The organism is Streptomyces sp. SID13031 (genome assembly GCF_010548305.1).
GTDB lineage: Bacteria > Actinomycetota > Actinomycetes > Propionibacteriales > Kribbellaceae > Kribbella.
On record NZ_JAAGLV010000009.1, the window covers coordinates 89,597 to 107,184 of the forward strand.

The window sequence follows — 17,588 nt, forward strand, 5'->3', positions numbered from 1 at the left end:
ATTCATAACGTACACTTCATTCAGAAGTTTGTGAATCTTGCTATCGGACGATCGGTGAGTGCGGCCATGCGACGAGACGAAGAGGCGGTCCAGCGGTACGCCGAACAGTTCGGCAACACGCTGGCCGAGCAGGGCTGGCCGCGGATGTCCGCCCGAGCGTTCGCCGCCATCCTCGCGAGCGAGGAGGGCCGGCTGACCGCTGCCGAGCTCTCGGAGCGGCTCAAGGCGAGCCCCGCCGCGATCTCCGGCGCAGTGAACTATCTGCTGCAGCTCCGGCTGGCCAGCCGGGAGCGGGAGCCCGGCAGCCGGCGCGACGTGTACGTGGTCCAGGAGGACTTCTGGCACCAGTCGATGATGAGCCAGGACCGGGGGCTCAGCCGCTGGGAGGACATCCTCCGGCAGATGCTGCCCGCCACCGGGACGGCGACCGCGGCGAACCGCCGGATCCGGGCGACGATCGGTTTCGTCGAGTTCATCCAGGAAGAGGTCGACGGCCTGAGCGAGCGCTGGGTGAAGCGCAAGGCCGAGATCGACGCCAAGCTCGAAGCCGAAGACAACAACTAGATCCAAGCCTTGTACTAAGCACCGCCAGCGGCCCGGCAGCCGGTACGGCGCACTGCGGGTGCCCCGCAGCCGGTACGGCGCACCGCGGGTGGCCGACAGCCGGTACGGCGCACCGCGGGTGGCCGACAGCCGGTACGGCGTACTGCGGGTGGCCGGTGGAGGGCCGGCCACCCGCGAGCGTCAGCGCAGCGAGGTGGCTGCGACCGTGTCCAGCACCTGCTGGAGCAGCGGGTTCACCTTGGTGTCCGCAGCCTTCGACTTCGGCAGGTGCACCGCCTTGCCGTCCACCGGCCCCTTGACCGGGTAGACCGACAGTTCCGCCGGCAGCGGCGTCGTACCGCAGACCTGATCCTTGCCAGGCAGTTCGCCGGTGAAGACGAACTTGTCACCGATCGCCTCGGCGCACGACGACGCCGAGCCGATGTACTGACCGTGCTGCCCCTCGTCGTCGATCGCCACGAAACGCGTGACGGCCTTGGTGTCGTCGTGAGTCCGCAACGAACCCTCGTACGCCGTCGCCGGGTCCAGCTCGCCCTGCACAATCAGCAGCCGCGGCGAGCCCTTGAGGTCGAGCTTGCGATCCTGCGGGGCGTACTTCCAGAACGCGCACATCGGGACGCCGTTCATGTAGCCGAAGAAGTCGTACTTCTTCGCCATCTTGTCGGCCACCGCAACCGGGTCCGCCTGTCAAACAAGACCGGAACGCTCACCGCCACGCGTCCATCACCACCATTTGCCAACGTCTCACGGAGCAGTCACGGAGCAGAAACTGTTCGGCGATCAGAGACTGCTACTCGTCGGCAAGTGCTCTCAGGATCGTTTCGATCTGTGGCCCCCCGGCCTTGTCTCCTGCCGGAGACTGCGCATGGTCCAGAAGAGTGCGGGCAAACCCGTAGTCCGTAATCTCGCGAATCAACCGGTCTACCGCAGCCGCATTCCCGGCTTCCTCGTGGCGAAGCATCAACTGGAACAGCAGTTCGATGTAGCCCCCGGCCGCAGCTGCTCGCCCGAGTTCATGCGCCTCCTGACGTCGCCCAGAATTCTCCAGCCGCCAGAACAGCATTCGGGTTGCCTCTCGGACCCCGCGCAGATTGCGCCTTAAGCAGCTCCTCGGCACCGAACGAGTCGCCCACCCCATCGTGGCGGTCGACGAGGGTGACGAGCGCGTTGAGATCACCGCTGTGTGTCAGTTGGAGCAACAACGCTCCGCTGCCGGCCTTGTTCCCGCCTGCTCCTCACCGCCGAACGCCTCGCCTCAGCCCACGTCCACAACCGCCCCATGGCCTGCCAACTAGTAATGGACCTCCTCCACCGGGGCCAGCGATCAGCACCCCCGGTACGACAACTCGCCAGACGAATGGGACTCACAACCTGATCCGGCTACCGGCACACTTGTACTCGATCAGGCCCGGCTGTTTAGGCTGGCAATCGGACCTTGAGTAGTGCTGCGGACGGCGTCGTTGTCCTGATAGGCAAAGGCCGTTGCGCCATCGGTGGATTTGGGCGAATCGCCCGCTGCGATGCTCGCTGTACGGCCAAATTGGTCGTACAACGGCTCAGCTGATCGACGATATCAATCGATCCAGTTGGCCGAGACCGCTCAACGAGCCCAGGCTGTTTTGACTGCACTGGGCCCGCTGAACGGCTGCAAGCTTTAGACAATGGGGCTGCTTCGTCCCTCTAGCCGACGCCTACTACGAGCTTGGCAGGACAGGCTTCTTCGACGATCTCACAGAAAGAGTGAAATAGATCCCACCAGCGAAAATAGTCGCAAGCACTACTAGGGCGACGATCCTGGTAAGCGAATCCGATGCAGCAAGGGCGGCCCAACCGATCACAGAAGCGGTAACTACGAAACATATAGCAATTACCACCAAGAAACTTGGCTTCGATCGCGCGGCGGAGTCACCTTTTCGAGTCCACAGGAGAATCCCCAATCCTATTAGGCCGATTCCCACTGCAACTCCGACCCATTCTCTGGCCACGAGCCCAGCAGCAACCGCCACTGCGCCAAAGACGATCGGCATAACACGAAATACTAGGCCCATGATGACCAACGAAACTCCTCTAGTCTTTACCGCCAGTATTCGGCTTGGGCAGTCTGCCACAATGCTGTAACACTTCGTAGATCGCAAACCCGAGCGCCGCGACGATCGGAATCAGCGCCCACGCAAACCCCGCCAAGGCTGCACCGAAAAGCAAACCGCCCGCGGCTAGGATCGCCCATTTGCAGCCCCAGGGGATTTTGCGGCCGGCGCGTTTGGCTTTTTTCACCTTCTGCCGGAACGATCGATATGTTTTGCCGTACTTGCGGATCAGTCGCTTGTATCTCTTGATCTGCCTATTAGTGAGTCGTTTTGCTCCACGTTCAGACTTAGCCTTCTTCCCTGAAATATCAAAGCGATTGATCGGATCGCCCGGATACGTGTAGGAGTTGGCGTTTCCGCCGCGGATCGGGTCGGTGGAGCTGAAGGTTCCGGTGGTGGGATTATAGACGCGGGCACCCATGAGTTGAAGGCCGGTGGGGGTGCTAGCTCGCTGGTCAGCTCCAAGCCATCCGTAGTTGGCGGGACCGGTCGAAGCGGTGTTTGTAAGAGCTGCGTTGCCGTACTCGTCGAAGTTGTTCCATCCACCGAGTTGTTCTGCAGGGATAGATGTTGGAGGAACGGCGACGGTGCTGACGATGTCGCCGTGTGGGTTGGTGATGGTGAGGTCGACACTGTCGCTGTCAATGGTCAGGCCAAGATCTGTGCCAACGAGTTCAGCGTAGCGGCGGGGCTTTCCTGCCTGGACGACCCAACTGGGGTTGTCGGACTCGTCGTTGTAATAGCTAGTGGTTTCGGTGGTCGGCCCGCCGCTGATGGTCGTTGTCTCTTTAGCGCGACGGTCTGCAGCATCGAGGTCGTAGGTGGTCGCGATCGGACCTTGGGCGACTCTGCGGAGGGCGTCGTTGTCGTAGTACGCCAAGGCCGTTGCGCCATTGGCGGGCTTGGGCGAATCGCCAGCTGTGATGGTGGTCGTACGTCCAAGTTGGTCGTAGGTGTGAGCGCTCGGTCGATCGGCGGTATCGAAAGCACGGGTTTGGTCGGCGCCTCCGCTGGTCGCACAGGAACCGTTTGCTACGTCAGCGGTGGTTTTCTTTTGCCGGTTGCTGTTTGCGTCGTATTGGTAGGTCCTGGTCTGGCAAGGAGCCGCCTCGAGAGCAGTGGGGTCGGTGCCGGCTGGTGCGGTGCGGTCGAGAGTCTGGACCAGACGGTCAGCGTTGTCGTAGGAGTAAGCGCGGTCGTAAGGCGTCGCACCAGTCGCGTACTGCGCTCCGTCAGGTGTCCACTCCTCGCTGACGCGGCCGACGGTGTCGTGGTCGGCAGACCACGACAGCCATCCACCGTTGGGATCAATGGCAGTGCTGCCGTCGCTGTTTGTGGTGGTGACTTTGCCGCTGTACTGCAGACCAGTCAGTTCGCCGACGTTGTCTCGTTCGGTGGTTTGGGTGATGCCCCCGGGCAGCTTTTGGATCGTCAAGTCGTCGGCGGGGTCGTACGCGCCGGTGGATGTGAAGGTGACCCCGGCGACGGTCACGTCGACCTTTGTGACGAGACCTCTCCGTTCGATGCGGCCCAAAGCGTCCGTACCGTCGTAGGAGTACTGCGTCGATCCGTTGTCATCGGTCACGGTGGCGACGTCGCCTGCGGCGTTGTACGTGGTTGTTGTGGCGGCTTGGCCGTCAGGCTGGTAAGTGGTCTTGCGTCCCCAGCCGTCATAGCCAGTGGTGATGCTGCTGGTTGTTCCGTCAGCACGTTTAGCAGTCGTCTTGGTTTGTAGACCCAACGCCGGGTCGTAGAACATCTCTTTGTCGGTGTTGGGAGTAGATCCGGTCAAGCCGGATACGAGAGTGTTGGTGCTCTTGGCCCTGCCATCTGGCTGATAAGCGAGGGTCTTGGTCCGGGTGACCGTCCCGGACGACTCCACGATGACGGTGGGAGACAGCAGGTAGTCGTAGGCGGTGGTCGTTGTGGTCGGCAATGTCGAGCCGGACGTTGGAGCGGCGGCCGGGGCCGTCTGACAGACGAGTCCCGCCCACTGCGGTTTCCCTCCGCAAGCCGCCGGGGTCGCGACACCCGCGACGTAATAGGTCGTCTTGAACGTCCCCGCATCCGCACCGTTCGACGCCGGCTGCCTGACCTCGACGATTCGCCCCTCTGCATCGTAGCGAGTCACCGTAATGATGTCAGTGCCGCTGTCGGCGGTGCCGTTCAAGTTCACATCGGTAATGGTTCGACCAGGCTGGCCGAGCTTCCAAAGTGTGTTATCTGTCGAGGGACCGTAGTCGTTGAGGTTCTGGGAGATCGTCTCGACATCAAGACCAGTTCCCGCGTCAGCCGTCGACGTAGTTTCAGTCGTGGGCAACCGGTACGGGGTCGTGGTGTCGGGGTCGATGCCCTGATCCGGAGCGTTTTGGTCGTAGGAGGTGTGCACGTGCTTGCGCACCCACTGTTTGGTGCCGTCCTTCAACACCGCCCAATGCGCCGGGCTGTATACGTCCGTCACCAATGTGCCGGCAGAAGTCACTACTTCGTTTCCTGCAGCGTTGGTGATGTCGCTGTTATATGTCGTGACTGTGGCCAACTGGTCTGCCGCGCCGGTCGGCATGTCGTGATCCGAGAGCAGCCGGAGCGCTCGCTCGTCGAGCTCGCGTGCGATGTTGCCTTGGTCGTTGTAGTCGGAGGCGGTCATTTGCCATGCGCCGGCGCCGTAATCGGCAGTATTGACGACGCTCCCGCTGGCATCGGCGTACTGCAAGGTCGCGTGCTGCCAATCGTCTTCCGACGGCGTGCCGCTCAGGGGATGATCTGCACCGAAGACGGCATAGCCCATTGCCGGAGCCGATTTCTGGCTCCACAGAGCAACAGATGTTCCAGTCAGGTCAGGCAGCCCGGTCCCAGACAATGGCACCCCGTAGACGAACTTGGCCAGCGTTGCAATGCCGCCTGCGGGGTCGCCGACCGGGCGGGACCTGGTCACGCTGTCGAGCTTGGTCCGCCCCTCAGCGGTGATGTAGTTCAGCACGTACGGCAACTGGCCTGCTGGCTTGACTGAGGTGATCTGGTTCAATCCGTTGTAGGAGTACTCGGTCGTCAGGTTCGAGCGAGGATCGGATTCTGAGGCGAGGCGACCGCTCCCGTCGTAGGTATAGACGGCAACCTTGATCGAGTCCATCCCTGCCCCACCGCTCTTAGCGGGGTTGTAGATGTCGAGCCATGCGCCGACGAGGCGACCCGCCGCGGATCCTGTGGTGCCGTAGTCGAAGCGTAGAGCTCGGCAGCCCGGATTGAGTGTGCCTGTGGCGGCGCATGTCACACCAGGAGGTGTAGGCGCCAGGATCCGGGCAACGCGTCCGGATCCGTCATAGGAGTAAGTGGTCTTCGTCACCACACCAGGTTCCGCGATCCCGACCGGCCTGAACCGGGCCACGACCGTCTGCAAAGGCGCAGAAGCAGGCTGATATGTCGTCACGACTCCGTCGTCGTCGGTATACGCAAGGGTCGTAAGGGCGCCGCTGCCGGACATCACCAATGAGGCACCACTGGCCTCGGTTTCGTCGTTTGCCGGCACCCACGGTCCGGAAGCGAAGTTGGCTGAGTTGCGCCGGGTACCTGTGGGTGACTTCCAGACCAGCCTCGTGCCGTCACCGCTGACCAGTGCCAAGGTGCCATCGAGGCGGGTCGAATCGATGACCCGCAGTCCGCCACCGCCGACGTCTGCACCGTCGAACTGTGCGATCCAACCCGGACCGAAGACCTCGTTGACGGCATCGGTCTCGTCGGTATAGGTCGAGTGCGACCGCGAGATCGACAGGTCGCCTGTATAGCCGGGGACCGAAACGTCAGTTGCTTCCATGTTGAACTCGCCGGTCCAAAGGGCTACCTGCCCGGGGCCGGCGTCTTCGACAGGGAATTTATCGTCGAAGGCGTGCGGGATGCGCTGGATCGTCGTGTTAGGTGCCTGCGACCAGGTGCACTGGGTCGCGCTGCCGTAGGTGAAGCAGACCTGGACATCGAGCAACACAGGAGCCTGCGGGCTCAAGGTCGTTGGCTGAATACCGGCAGTGGCCGGGTCAGCGTCGAGGAAGGCGTCGATCTTCGCTTCCTTGCTGTCCCAAGAACCCTCCACTGTTATGCCACCGGCGCCCTTATCGGTAACGGTCAACGCCGCAGTAGTGTCCTCGTTCCAGCCGACCGTTTCCTCCGCACTGCCGTAGCCCGAGACCCGCCAGCGCACCTTCGCCGTTGGCGTTGCTGATTGCCCCTTGGGTGGGCCAGCCGCGGCGATCTTGACCGTTCCCGTTGTGACAGTGCGGGATTCCGCTGTGGGTGTCGTCATCGAGGTACCACCCCAGCCGAAGCTGTAAGCGCTACTCACGGACAGCTTGCCCGCCGGCGTTTCAGCCTGCACGGTGATTTGGTGAAGACCAAGCATATCCTTATCGAAGGTCAGCGTCGCCTTGGCGATGGAGGGATCGCTTGACGGTGTGATCTTGACCCTCGTCGTCGTGGTCGGGCTTCCCGTCGTCGTCGTACCAGCACTGGTTGCCTTGTACGCGGTGCTCGGGACTGTGATGCGGAGGTAGCCAGGGGCAGAATAGCTGGTGCCAACCGCAGTAATCGTGCACGTGACATCGGCGGTCGGCGCCGTGTCTTGCCACGCACCATCGGCATAAGGCGCTGGGCACGACACGACCGGCGCTGCCGGAGTCTGCGTACCGGTGATAACGCGAACGAAGTTCGACCAGACACCATCGATGCGGCCATCGTTGGCTTTCACCCGGACATACAGCGGGGTGTTATCGGGCAGGTCGCTCGGGCGGCATCCGGCAGTCGAGCCGGAGGCCAACGTAAGACTTCCGCAAGTGCCCTTGAGGCTGTCGGGGCCGATGGGGGTGGTGTGGAACTCGTAGATGTACTTGACCGTGTTGAGGTCAGGATCGCTGGCCTTGGATTTGACGTACGGCTTCAGGGTCGGCGAGTACAGCGAGGAAGCCGTTGCCCCAGGCGCTGCGTAGGCGACCGCCTCGGTGTAGATCGGGGCGTCCGGTTTGCCTGGAGCCCGGTTCCAGGTCAGCGAGACGTAGGGGTCGGCGTCACCCTCGCTGGACACTATCCGTTTCCATGCGTTCGCGTCCGCCTCGTTGGCTGCTTTCAGCATCACCCCTACGGTCGTGTCGGTAGTGCCCGACCAGTGCTGCGCCAGCGCGGTCATCGGCACGGCGATCCGCCCACCTGGACACGCCGCGGAGAACCCCTTCGCTGCGGACACTGAACCCCAGACTTGCTGACTGGTCACCGGCTGGGATGTCCACCGGGTCGACGTTGACGCCGGCAGCGCGGCGTGCAGGTTCATTTGTGTCGCCGTGCAAGTCGTGCCGCCGTACTGGTAGATGAACAGATTCGCCGCCGTGATGTCCTTGCCCTGGAACGTCGAGCCGGCGAAGTTCAGGAACGACCGCTCCGTCGTGGTCCCGTTCTTGCCTACCCGAAGGTCCACTGTCGTCGACAGGTCAGACGGCCAACCGCTCTGCACGAACGTGTCGAAAGTCGAATAAAAGGGCGTGTTCGCATACGTCGGGTCGACCGTGACTGGGAAGACCCGGGCGGGATCGAGAAACCACCTCGCGTCCGGGGCGATCACCAGCGTCGCCTTGCCCGCCGAAACCTGCTCAACGGTGACTCTTACGATCGTCTTGTTCGCCGATACTCCTGTGGCCGGGTCAGTGACCGAATCCCACATGTAGCTGACCGGGATCGTCGAACGAACCGTGTTCTTCGCATCGACGAATTCGATCGATCCGTCCGGCAGCGCCTTCGGGGTCAGGCCTTTCGTGCGAAGCGGGATCCGCCATACCGGCGCGACAACCGGGCGCTGCTTGACGACAAAGTCGGCCTCGAACCCCGAGCGACGCGCGTCCATCGTCATATCCACGCCAGGCTGCACCTCGGCGTACGTCGCCTTCGTGCCATCCAGCGAAGGCTCCGGAAGCTTCCAAGGCGCGACCCACTCAACCTGCTGGCCCGTGCCTGCCGAGGCCTCGGCGAACACTTGCCCAGACGCAGCGTTTCGCTTCCCCAGCCGCAGACCAAGCTTGTGACCGCGCGGAGCGATAGACCCGTCTTTGCCCTTCTGCAGCGTCAGATTGATCGCCTGCCAGGCACCTTTTGCTGTCTTGAACCGAATTGGCGCGGCGTGGGCTTCCGTGGTCATCGTCCCGTCAGGATTCGCCCAGGTCGTGGCCCTGTCGGTGCGCATCGACTCCACCTCGACCTTGGAGCCCTGCGAGCGCGCCGACACCACCGCCGAAACAACATCCGGCTGCGACTGCACCTTGACCACCGCTGGCGGAGATTCCGATTCCATCGACGGCGCCGCCTCGGCGGTCATATTTGCGTTCAGCGCACTGACCAGCAGCGCGAGTGACACCGCTGCCGCCACCCCCCGCGGAAACTTCTGCACGCGGGCGCGCTGCGAACGATCCAGGACAAACACAGTTCACTCCCCTTGCCTCACCGGGACGGCACCGGCGACTACGGACAGTCACCGGTGGGTGAGGCAACCGCTTCATCGCTCGCGGAACATCCGGCGTTACGCCGATTGCAGCAAGTTGCAACAAGCTGCAGAAATTGAGACATCAACTTGCTTTCCACGCCCGGAGGCCCTCACAGTGCCTGCTCGTGAGGAAACGCTTGAGTGGTTTGAGGCCCAGCCGCCGCCAGATCTTCCTGGCCGGAACGGTCGCCGCCGTGTCAACCGTCGCTGCCGCCGAGGCCGCCGCCGCGGGCACTGGCCCCTACGGCTCCGGCGACCTGGGTAGCTGGCAGACCCTCACCAAAGCCGAGTCGGGCGAAGCGATCATCCGCAACGTCCTAGCCAAAGACGGCGTGTTCATGTTCGGCGACAGCATCGCCGTCCAAGACGGCAAATCCCTCGCCATCCGCCTAGCCGGGCGGACCGGCGACGCGCTCGCTGTCCACAATTGGTCCGGGCGCCCCACCGTGCCCGCTGTCGACGCACTCCAGAAGTGGGCGGAGATCTACGGTCTGCCGCGCCGGATCCTGATGGCCACCGGCACGTACGACATCTTCAACCCACCCATTTTCGCCGCCCAGGTCGACCGCACCATGAGCATCGCGGGTCCCGACCGGGTCGTGATCTGGGTCAACGTCCACATCGCCCGCACCACCAGCGATGGCAAACCCGCCGCCACCCAACTCGCCGATCAACGCAACAGTGTCTGGGTCAACCTCCAACTCGCCGACGCCCAGAAGCGCCATCCCAACCTGCGCATCGTCCGCTGGGCCGAATATCTGGCCGCCAAACCGGACCGGGTGCGCTTGTACCTCCGCGGAGGCCTCTACACCAGCGTCCCGGCCGGCCAAGACTCCCGCAACGAACTCACCGTCCAAGCCCTTGCCGCCGCCAAGACAGCCTGACAACGTCAGGGCGCATCGTCGTGTCTCGGTGATGAGTTCGGTGTGAGCCATGCAGCTATTGCCATCTTCTGACGAGGGATCCGGAACGGACCTCTGACATACTCCCGGCGACTGTCACTTTGAGAGCTTGGAGGGCCCTGTGCCCGTCCGTCCTGTCCGACTGTTGGGCTTTGGCCTGCCTGCAGCCCTGGTTGCGGGCTCGTTGGTCGTTCTGACCGGTTCTTCGCCGAGTTCGGCGGCCGAGCCCGGCCCTCACCGGCCTGCTTTTGCGGCGCGTCACAATGCCGCGAAGCCGGACTTCGAACCGAACGCGGTGATGGTGAAGTTCAAGAGCAGAGCAACGACTTCGGCCCGCAAGTCCGCGATGTCGAAAGTCAGCGCCATCGCTGAGGATGCCGCGACCTCGCGGGTGGTGAAGCTGAAGAGTGACATGTCGGCTACCGAGCTACTCAAGAAGGTGAAGGCTGACCCGGCTGTCGAGTTGGCCTCCCTCAACTACCGGCGCCAGGTCTCGTCTGTGCCGAACGATGAGTTCTATCCGGTGGTCGGCAATACTGGTCAGGCCGCATACCTGAACACTGTCCGGGTTCCGCAGGCTTGGGACGTCTCAAAGTCGACCGGAAGCCAGATCGTCGCAGTCCTCGACACAGGCGTGGACGCCGGTCACCCGGACCTGGTAGGTCGACTGGTCACCGGCTACAACGCGGTCTCGAGCACACGGCCGAACCCGATCGACGACAACGGCCACGGCACGATGACACTGGGCATCATCGCCGCCACCGCCAACAACAGCATTGGCGTGGCCGGTGTCGGCTGGAACGCCAAGGCCATGCCCGTCAAGGTCGCCGGCGCCAACGGTGTCGCCAACGATCTCGACATCGTCGAGGGCCTCGAGTGGGCGGTCGCTCACGGCGCCAAGGTCATCAACATGCCGTTCGGCAATCCGGGCGACAATCCGGTCGTACACGACGCGATCAAGCGTGCCGTCGCCAAAGGTGTCGTCGTAGTGGCAGCCGCCGGGAACGACGGCAGTTCGGTGCTGCAGTACCCCGCCGCCTACCCCGAAGTGATCGCCGTCGGAGCAACGAACGCCGGCGGAGTTCTGACCGACTTCAGCTCCTACGGTGAGTGGGTCGACATCGCCGCTCCGGGGTGGGACGTCCTCAGCACCGGGGTTCGGAATATGCGCCAGGGTGTCCCGTACTGGTTCTGCACCGGTACTTCGTGTTCGGCATCGATCGTCGCCGGTGTCGTTGCCTTGGTGAAGAACAAGTGGCCGACGTTGACGCCCGCGCAGGTCGAGACCCGGCTCAAGACCCTTGCCCGTGATGCGGGTCCCCGGGGAACCGACCCATACTACGGAGCCGGAATTCTGGACGCGTATGCGGCCCTTGGAGGACGGTGGGCCGCAGATCTCCCGGCCCATTCGATCGACCTCAACGACCAGCCGGAGCGGGCCATCCCGCTGTCCAGTTCGATCAGCACAACGATCAGCACCGAAGGCGAGATCGACTGGTACGAAGTCTCGTCGGCCGGCGCCCGCAACCTCAGGGTGTCGCTGACCGGACCGGAGTTCAACGGTGACAACTACTCGGCGAACTTCGGTCCTCGGATCGACATCTACAACGCCGATCTGAGGTCACTGGCACACGCCGTCACCCCGTTCCCAACGGAACTGGACCCAGTGGCCGGTGGCCCGAAGTGGGGACCATTGACGGCCGCGACCGACGTCAGCGTGGCCGCAGGCAGCACCTACATTGCCGTCCGCAACAACAACGGCTCACGAGACACCCGGCCCTACACCCTGACCATCGAGGAGGACGGCACGGGTGGTTCCAGCCCAGCCACCAGCTATCCCGTGCGCGACGTGTCGCCGCCCGACCTGGGGAGCGGCCAGCCGCTTGGCAGCCTCCCGACGGTGACATTTGCGCGGGAGGTCGTTGCGGACAGCGTTACCGCCGGCACGGTCCGGTTGGTGCACGGCAAGACCGGTACGACAACGGACAGCACCATCGCGTACGACCCCGGCAACAAGCAGGCCGTCATCACCCCGACCACGCCGCTGCTGGACAACACTCCGTACAGGATCGTGGTCAGTGGCGTCCAAGAGGCAGACGGCACGGCGCTTGCTCCGTTCACCAGTGTGTTCTCGACGCTCGATCTGGCACCCCAGAAGCTGACATTCGACGCCACCGGCGCCTACCTCGCTGCGAACTTGACCTGGCAGCTCCCGGCCCTGCCCGACTTCGACCAGGTGATCGTCAGACGCAACGCCGGCAGTCACGTACCGACATTGACCACTGGCACGGTGGTGTACACGGGTACTGCATCCGCGGTCAAGAACACCGGCCTTGCGCAAGGAGCCACCTACACCTACGGCGCCTGGGTCAAGGACCGAACTGGCAACATCAGTCCGACGGCTGTCACCCAGTTGCTCGGGATGAAGACCACCATCGGCAGTACCTCGACGCTGATCAACTACGGCGGGACGATCACACTGCGCGGGAGCACGCTGCGGATCGATAACAAGGCGTACGCCGGGTTGCCGGTCAACCTGTACGTCCGGCCGAAGAACTCGTCGACATTCAAGCTGCTGGCGGCTTTGAAAACGACGTCGACCGGCGCCGTCAGCTACGCATACAAGCCGGCCGTGTCGTCGGTGTTCATGATGACGTTCCCCGGCAACGGTGACCTGATGGGAACACGGAGCGCTGATCTCACCGTGCAGGTGGCCCCCACCATCTCGGCGGCCTTGTCACCACCGACGATCCGGCTGGGTCAAGTGACGAGGCTCAGCGGCTACGTCGCACCGGCTTATTACGGCCAGCTGGTGTACCTGCAGCAGTACTCGAACAAGGCCTGGAAGTCGATCGCCTCCGTGAAGCTGAGCAGCTCGGGGGCGTACGCGCTCGGAATCAAGCCCAGCCTGCGTGGCACGATCGCTTACCGCGTCTGGTTCCCAGCCGGCGCGGAACACGCGCAGGCGTTCACCGCGAACAAGATCCTGGCTGTCAGCTGATCTCGCATGCTGCCTGTTGCAACAAGCTGCAATCCTCAATGCTGCAAGACGATTGACTTGTGCAAAGTGGTTGCGATGCCGCACAGTTTCCCTCCGTGGGGATCAGCTTGAGCAATTTCAAACCAAATCGACGGCAGATCTTGTTAGCGGGGGCGGTGGCGGCGGTCGGGGGCGTCGTAGTCGCCGAAAAGTCCTCCGCTGCCGATCTCTACGGATCCGGTCAACTGACAGACTGGACCACTCTCAGCCGGGAGATCTCCAGCGCAGCCACGATCGCCTACGCGCGCGACAACGACGGTGTGTACATGTTCGGTGACAGCATCGCGGTCCAGGACGGCAGAGAGCTGACGATCCGGCTGAAGGCGCGAACGGGCTCCCCGCTGGCGATGCACAACTGGTCGGGGCGCCCCACGCTCTTTGCCGTCGACGCGCTCGAGAACTGGGCGCTCAAGTACCGCTTGCCACGACGGATCCTGATGGCCACCGGAACCAACGACATCTTTAACCCGCCGGTCCTCGCCGCCCAGGTGGATCGCACCATGCGGATCGCCGGCCCGACCCGTACCGTGGTCTGGGTCAACACACAGGTCGCACGGACCGGCCAGCCCGTCCCGGTCCAGGTCGCGGACCAGCGCAACAGCGGCTGGGTCAACCTCCAGCTCTACGACGCCCAGAAGAAGTATCCGAACCTGCGCATCGTCGGCTGGGCCGAGTACCTGGCGGCCAAACCATCCCTACTGCCCCAGTGTCTGTCCGAAGGCGTCCACACCACGGTCCCCTTCGGACAGAACGCCCGCAACGAACTCATCGTCCAAGGCCTCGCCACCGCCAACGCAGCCTGACAAACTTGTGGCCTGCACGGACAGGTCATCGCGTATTCGCGGCTCACGCAGCGGGCCTGCCCGATGTTGCCTCGCTGTTGATCGCGAGGGTGTCCCCGTCCCGCTTAATCACATGCGGGCGGTGACGGTCGGCTCCCCGATCAGCCGCACCCGCCGCCCGATCGCCCGGATCGTCACCCGCCGCACCCCGGAGGGCACCACGAGATCGCTGTGCAACGCCTCAGCGCGTAAGACGAGCTGTTGATTCGCGACTTCGTTCAGTGTTCGCGTTCGCGTCTGACGGAGCAGGCCCTCGATCTCGGCCTTTGACCGAGATACCGCAAGGGTGGCCGGCCACGCGCCGGCCACCCCCAGCCTGAGTCAGCGCAATGCGCTAGATGCGACCGTGTCCAGCACCTGCTGGAGCAGCGGGTTCACCTTGGTGTCCGCAGCCTTCGACTTCGGCAGGTGCACCGCCTTGCCGTCCACCGGGCCCTTGACCGGGTAGACCGACAGTTCCGCGGGCAGCGGCGTCGTACCGCAGACCTGGTCCTTGCCGGGCAGCTCGCCGGTGAACACGAACTTGTCACCGATCGCCTCCGCGCACGACGACGCCGAGCCGATGTACTGACCGTGCTGACCCTCGTCGTCGATCGCCACGAAACGCGTGACGGCCTTCGTGTCGTCGTGGGTCCGCAGCGAACCCTCGTACGCCGTCGCCGGGTCCAGCTCGCCCTGCACGATCAGCAGCCGCGGCGAGCCCTTGAGGTCGAGCTTGCGATCCTGCGGGGCGTACTTCCAGAACGCGCACATCGGGACGCCATTCATGTAGCCGAAGAAGTCGTACTTCTTCGCCATCTTGTCGGCTTCCTTGGTGTAGAAGTTCGGGTCCTTGTTCCACGCCGTGTCGTTGCAGCGCACGGTGGTGCCGATCGCACCGAGGTTCACCGGCTGGTCAGCCGAGGTCGCCTCGGCCGCCTCGGCCCGGGCGTCCGCGATGACGTCCTTCAGCGTGGTGACCTGGGTCGAGGCCTCCAGATCCGCCGACGCGGCCGCGGTCACGCCGTACCGGGCGCGGAGCGCGGCGAGCGTGTCGAAGGCCTGCAGGTTCGGAGCGAGCCGGGCCCACGCGCGGTCGACCTGACCGACATCGACCGCACCCGACGCGGACGGCGCCTTGGCGAACTCGTCGGCGACCAGGATGTCCAGCGTCGCCCGGATGAACCGGGTGTTGCCGTAGATCGCGCTGTAGATCTTGCCGTCCAGGTCGTCACCGCGGACCGAGCTCTCACCGGCCTTGACCAGCGTGGTCAGCGAGGCGCGGATCCCGTTGTACTTCGCGGTCACCTGGGCCGGCGTCGCGCCGAGTCCGGTGATCTGGTCGGCGTGCCGGGCGATCCACGGGAACAACTGGCTGTCGCGGCGGCGCTGGCCCGAGAACGGGTCGAAGTTCACGTTGTCCCACTGGGTGTGGGTCCAGTCCATGTTCGAGTCGAGCACGAACCGGCCGACCTTCGACGGGTAGGTGTCGGCGTACCAGCCACCGAGCCAGGTGCCGTAGCTGTAGCCGATGAAGTTCAGCTGCCGGGCTTTGAACAAGGCGCGAATGAAGTCCATGTCGTACACGGTCTGCTGGCTGCTGACGAACTGACCGAACTCGGTCGCCGCGCAGGCATCGGCCTGCAGCTTCGCCTCGGCCGCCTCGACCTTGTGGGTGAGCTTGGTGCGCTCCTTGTAGTCCGGCGTCACCGGCAGCGCGTTCAGCGCCTCGGCGGTGGTGATGCACTGCAGCGGAGTGCTCGCGCCGAACCCGCGCGGGTCGAACCCGACCAGGTCGAAGTCACTGAAGAGCTGGGTCTTCTTGGTGGCCAGCGAGGCCGACAGCGACAGACCGGCACCACCCGGGCCACCCGGGTTGGTGCTCATCAGGCCCTTCGACGTACCGGTGGCCTTGCTGTACGCGATGGCGACCTGGATGTCGGGGTGCGCGTCCGGGTTGGCCCAGTCCATCGGCACGTTGACCTTGGCGCAGTTCGTGGTCGGCGCCTGCGGGTAGAGGCGCTTGACCGCGGCGTCGAACGAGCAGACCGACCAGGTGATCGGCTGGTCGAGGTAGCGCTGCGGGATGGAAGGCACCGGCGGGTCCTTCGGGCCGGCGGCGGAGGCCGTAGTGGCGGTCGTCGCGGCAGTCAGCAACGGGACTACCAGTGCCACGGCGACGGCCGCGGCGATCTTGCGGGGGCTTGGCACGCTGAGCTCTCCCTGTGTTCAGGCGGACAGGAACCCGCAACGTAAACGGCCGCCGACCCTCAGCGACACCCATTCGCCCAACATCGCTCCACGTCAAGGGCAAACAGTCGCCTACAACTCGTAAACGGTGAAGATCGTGCAGTAGACCGGCGGGGACTCCAGCCCCGGATAGTAGAGCCGCCCGGCTTCGTCGGTCACCTTGAAATAAGCCGTGGACGCTCCCGCCTGAGACGGCGCCTGCAGCTTCATCCGGACCGTGACGACCTCACCCGGTACGCCGTCCGGCAGGCGGGCGCGCAACGGCGACCGCAGCCACCCCGGCGTACCGGCTGCTCCTTGTCTGGTCAGCCAGCGGTCGCGCCAGCTGCTCTCCCCGCTGTTGCGGATCTGCCAGGTCTTCTCGAACTCCTCGTCGCGGCACACCCGGGTGCCGTCCGGCACGGTCTCCCCCACCAGCTCGGCGCGGTCCTCCGGATGATGGTCGGCCGGCACCGAACCGCCCAGCAGCGTCGGGTGCGGCAGCGAGTCGCGGCGGCGCACGTCCCGCATCGACATGTCCTTGCCGGCCCGGACGGCGGCGTCGAGCTCCATCGACTGGTTCACCAGCGCGCTACCGGCGCCGAAGGAGTCGTCGTACCACTCGATCAGCTCGCGACTCGGTTTGGTGTGGCCGCGCTCGACCCGGGACAGGTGCCCCTTGTCCCAGCCGGACAGGGTGGCCGCCTTGGTCAACGGCACACCTGATGCCTCCCGCAGTTCCCGCATTCGGCAGCCGATCACGAAGCGAGCCTGAGCTGGTCGCACGGGGCACTCCCGCCCTCACGGTTAGTAATCTACGCATATTATCAAGTGATGGTTATTCATTTTCCGGTTGCCTGCTGCGACAACCCGATCACCCTCTGATTGTCTGCGGGTGACAGCGAATTCGCCAAGCGATATGCCCCTCCCGCCGCAGCGAAAGGCAACCATCATGAGATCTTTCCTCGCCCGCGTCACCATCACCGCACTGCTGGGCGGTGCCGCTCTCGTCGGTACCGGCCTGCCCGCCACCGCCGCACCCGCGCCGGTCGGCACCATCACCACCGCGCCACAGGCCAGGGCCGACACCGCGATCGCGTGGTTCTCGTCCCGCAACGGTTCGACCGCCTACCAGGGTTACTGCGAGAAGGCCGTCGAGAACTCCTATGGCCGGACCGGGATCTACGCCTCGGCCAAGGCCAACTGGAACGACGCGGTCCGCCGCGGCGCCGCACACCGCGGCGACCTGAACCCGCCGAAGGGCGCCCTCGTCTTCTGGGACATCGGCGCGCCGTACGGGCACGTCGGCCTGGCCACCGGGGACGGCAACTTCTGGGCCACCAGCGTGAACGGCCGGATCGGCAAGGCACGGCTGCCGTACTTCTCCAGCTACCTGGGCTGGGCGCAACCGAACTTCTGAGTCCGGTGACCGCC

The 17,588-nt window shown here is 64.3% G+C and carries 11 protein-coding genes; 5 read left to right on the top strand and 6 right to left on the bottom strand.

What is annotated here, in order from left to right:
- The first annotated feature begins 66 nt into the window (after nucleotides 1–66).
- The gene (locus G3I17_RS19115; RefSeq protein WP_203590444.1) at nucleotides 67–564 is read left to right on the top strand and encodes a MarR family transcriptional regulator; all 498 of its coding nucleotides are present in this window, start codon (nucleotides 67–69) and stop codon (nucleotides 562–564) included.
- A 180-nt stretch (nucleotides 565–744) separates the two neighbouring features.
- Here G3I17_RS19115 and G3I17_RS19120 read toward each other — a convergent pair whose 3' ends face one another.
- The 3 genes from G3I17_RS19120 to G3I17_RS19130 all read right to left on the bottom strand — a co-directional run bounded on the left by G3I17_RS19120 (nucleotide 745) and on the right by G3I17_RS19130 (nucleotide 9,102).
- Nucleotides 745–1,233, bottom strand: coding sequence for an alpha/beta hydrolase (locus G3I17_RS19120; RefSeq protein ID WP_203590445.1), 489 nt, complete (start codon nucleotides 1,231–1,233; stop codon nucleotides 745–747).
- 121 nt (nucleotides 1,234–1,354) lie between these two features.
- A complete protein-coding gene (locus tag G3I17_RS19125) occupies nucleotides 1,355–1,627 on the bottom strand; it encodes a hypothetical protein (RefSeq protein WP_164598115.1) in 273 nt (90 codons plus the stop codon).
- Between the two features lie 1,004 nt (nucleotides 1,628–2,631).
- Entirely contained in the window at nucleotides 2,632–9,102 is a 6,471-nt protein-coding gene (locus tag G3I17_RS19130) for an RHS repeat-associated core domain-containing protein (protein ID WP_203590446.1), read from the bottom strand.
- A 197-nt stretch (nucleotides 9,103–9,299) separates the two neighbouring features.
- Between G3I17_RS19130 and G3I17_RS19135 the strand changes: the two genes are divergently transcribed.
- Nucleotides 9,300–10,046 (top strand): hypothetical protein, encoded by a 747-nt coding sequence (locus tag G3I17_RS19135; RefSeq protein WP_203590447.1) that lies wholly within the window; start codon nucleotides 9,300–9,302, stop codon nucleotides 10,044–10,046.
- 276 nt (nucleotides 10,047–10,322) lie between these two features.
- Here the strand turns inward: G3I17_RS19135 and G3I17_RS39880 are convergent, their stop codons facing one another.
- Nucleotides 10,323–10,478, bottom strand: a complete 156-nt coding sequence (locus G3I17_RS39880) for a hypothetical protein (protein ID WP_203590448.1) — start codon at nucleotides 10,476–10,478, stop codon at nucleotides 10,323–10,325.
- On the opposite strand from G3I17_RS39880, the gene G3I17_RS19140 reads away from it, so the two are divergent.
- Both G3I17_RS19140 and G3I17_RS19145 read left to right on the top strand, forming a co-directional pair.
- Nucleotides 10,477–13,065 (top strand): S8 family serine peptidase, encoded by a 2,589-nt coding sequence (locus G3I17_RS19140; RefSeq protein ID WP_203590449.1) that lies wholly within the window; start codon nucleotides 10,477–10,479, stop codon nucleotides 13,063–13,065. The two genes, G3I17_RS39880 and G3I17_RS19140, sit on opposite strands and share 2 nt — an antisense overlap.
- Before the next feature lie 155 nt (nucleotides 13,066–13,220).
- Nucleotides 13,221–13,907 (top strand): hypothetical protein, encoded by a 687-nt coding sequence (locus G3I17_RS19145; RefSeq protein ID WP_203590450.1) that lies wholly within the window; start codon nucleotides 13,221–13,223, stop codon nucleotides 13,905–13,907.
- A gap of 360 nt (nucleotides 13,908–14,267) precedes the next feature.
- Here G3I17_RS19145 and G3I17_RS19150 read toward each other — a convergent pair whose 3' ends face one another.
- Together G3I17_RS19150 and G3I17_RS19155 are read right to left on the bottom strand one after the other, a co-directional pair.
- Nucleotides 14,268–16,136 carry an alpha/beta hydrolase gene (locus G3I17_RS19150; protein WP_164598117.1) on the bottom strand — a complete coding sequence of 623 codons (1,869 nt, stop codon included), beginning with the start codon at nucleotides 16,134–16,136 and terminating at the stop codon, nucleotides 14,268–14,270.
- Nucleotides 16,137–16,247: 111 nt separating this feature from the next.
- Complete coding sequence (locus G3I17_RS19155; protein ID WP_164598119.1) at nucleotides 16,248–16,940, bottom strand: NBR1-Ig-like domain-containing protein; 693 nt, start codon at nucleotides 16,938–16,940, stop codon at nucleotides 16,248–16,250.
- 166 nt (nucleotides 16,941–17,106) lie between these two features.
- Here G3I17_RS19155 and G3I17_RS19160 point away from each other — a divergent pair, with 166 nt between their 5' ends.
- Complete coding sequence (locus tag G3I17_RS19160; protein ID WP_164598121.1) at nucleotides 17,107–17,574, top strand: CHAP domain-containing protein; 468 nt, start codon at nucleotides 17,107–17,109, stop codon at nucleotides 17,572–17,574.
- Nucleotides 17,575–17,588 lie beyond the last annotated feature (14 nt).

What these genes read in the sequence shown, in the direction of transcription:
- G3I17_RS19115 (WP_203590444.1), top strand. Translation starts at nt 67, where the DNA reads ATGCGACGAGACGAAGAGGCGGTCCAGCGGTACGCCGAACAGTTCGGC.
- G3I17_RS19125 (WP_164598115.1), bottom strand. Translation starts at nt 1,627, where the DNA reads ATGCTGTTCTGGCGGCTGGAGAATTCTGGGCGACGTCAGGAGGCGCAT.
- G3I17_RS19140 (WP_203590449.1), top strand. Translation starts at nt 10,477, where the DNA reads ATGTCGGCTACCGAGCTACTCAAGAAGGTGAAGGCTGACCCGGCTGTC.
- G3I17_RS39880 (WP_203590448.1), bottom strand. Translation starts at nt 10,478, where the DNA reads ATGTCACTCTTCAGCTTCACCACCCGCGAGGTCGCGGCATCCTCAGCG.
- G3I17_RS19160 (WP_164598121.1), top strand. Translation starts at nt 17,107, where the DNA reads ATGAGATCTTTCCTCGCCCGCGTCACCATCACCGCACTGCTGGGCGGT.